At 74.6% G+C, this 1,482-nt stretch carries 2 protein-coding genes; both read right to left on the reverse strand.

Features of this window, described 5'->3' with window-relative positions:
* Positions 1-866, reverse strand: an 866-nt coding sequence (rfbD, locus tag MFF55_RS26145) for a dTDP-4-dehydrorhamnose reductase (RefSeq protein ID WP_238247113.1), incomplete at its 3' end; no start/stop codon positions are given.
* A gap of 17 nt (positions 867-883) precedes the next feature.
* On the reverse strand, positions 884-1,482 hold a 599-nt coding region (locus MFF55_RS26150), incomplete at its 5' end, for a dTDP-glucose 4,6-dehydratase (RefSeq protein WP_238247115.1).

A 1,482-nucleotide genomic window follows, 5' to 3' on the forward strand; every position in this document is an offset into this window, starting at 1 on the left:
AGCCGGTCGAGGAGGTCCTCGAGCGCCGCCTCCCAGGGCCGGGGCGTGAGGCCGTAGGCCCGGCTCAGGCTCGCCGTCGAGAGCCGCGAGTTGGCGGGCCTGCGCGCCGGCGTCGGGTAGGCGGAGCTCGCGATGCCCTCGATCGGCACCGTGCGTCCGCCCCGCCTGGCGGAGCCTGCCACGATGGCTTGGGCAAAGCCGCACCAGGTCGTGGCACCCGCGTTGACGCAATGGTGCGTGCCGGTGGGCGCGTCGGGGTCGTGCGCAAGCCGCAGCGCGACCGCGATCAGCGCCGCGGCGAGGTCGGTCGCGCTCGTCGGGCAGCCGTGCTGGTCGTCGACCACGCGCAAGACCTCGCGCTCGGCGGCCAGCCGCAGCATGGTGCGCACGAAGTTGCCGCCGTGCGGGCTCACCACCCAGGCGGTGCGCAGGATGGCGTGGCGCGGGTTGGCCGAGCGCACCGCGATCTCGCCCGCCGCCTTGCTCGCCCCGTAGACGCTGCGCGGCCCGATCGGCGCCTCGGGTTCGTAGGCGCCCGTGTCGGTGCCGTCGAAGACGTAGTCGGTCGAGACCTGCACGAGCGGGAGGCCGGCCCGTGCCGTCGCGGCGGCGAGCACGGCGGGCGCCAGCGCGTTCAGGCGCCAGGCTTGCGCCACCTCGCTCTCGGCCCGGTCCACGGCCGTGTAGGCGGCCGCGTTGATCACCGCGCCCCAGGGTCGGGACGCGACCGCGTCCGCCAGCGCCGCGGCGTCGGTCAGGTCGAGCTCGGCCCGGCTCGGCGCGTGCAGGCGCACACCCTCGGGCAGGCTCTGCGCCTGCAGCTCCGTGCCGACCTGGCCCGAGCCGCCGAGAACCAGAAGCTCCATCTCAGGTGCTCCCCATCTCAGCCTGCCTTGCCGGGCGTCAGCCCGAGCCGCTCGCCCGTGTAGCGGCCCTCGCGGATCGGCCGCCACCAGCCCTCGTTGTCGAGGTACCACTGGATCGTGGCCTCCAGCGCCTGCTCGAAGCTCCTGGCCGGCGCCCAGCCGAGCTCGGCCTCCGCCTTGGCGCAGTCGATGGCGTAGCGCCGGTCGTGGCCGGGCCGGTCCGTGACGAAGCGGATCAGCCGGTCGTGCGGCGCACTCTCCGGCCGCAGCCGGTCGAAGGCGGCGCAGAGCGCGCGGACCACGGCGAGGTTGTTGCGCACGGCCCGGCCCCCCAGCAGGTAGGTCTCGCCGACCCGGCCGCGCTCCAGCACGGCGACAAGCCCGGCCGCGTGGTCCTCGACATGGATCCAGTCGCGCTCGTTCAGGCCGTCGCCATAGACCGGCAGCGGCCGCCCCTCGAGCGCGTTGAGGATCATCAGGGGGATCAGCTTCTCGGGGAAGTGGCGCGGACCGTAGTTGTTCGAGCAGTTCGTCACCAGCACCGGCAGGCCGTAGGTCTCGGCCCAGGCCCGCGCCAGGTGGTCGGAGGCGGCCTTCGAGGCCGAGTAGGGCGAGC

The sequence above is a fragment of the Methylobacterium iners genome (assembly GCF_022179305.1).
Lineage (GTDB): Bacteria > Pseudomonadota > Alphaproteobacteria > Rhizobiales > Beijerinckiaceae > Methylobacterium > Methylobacterium iners.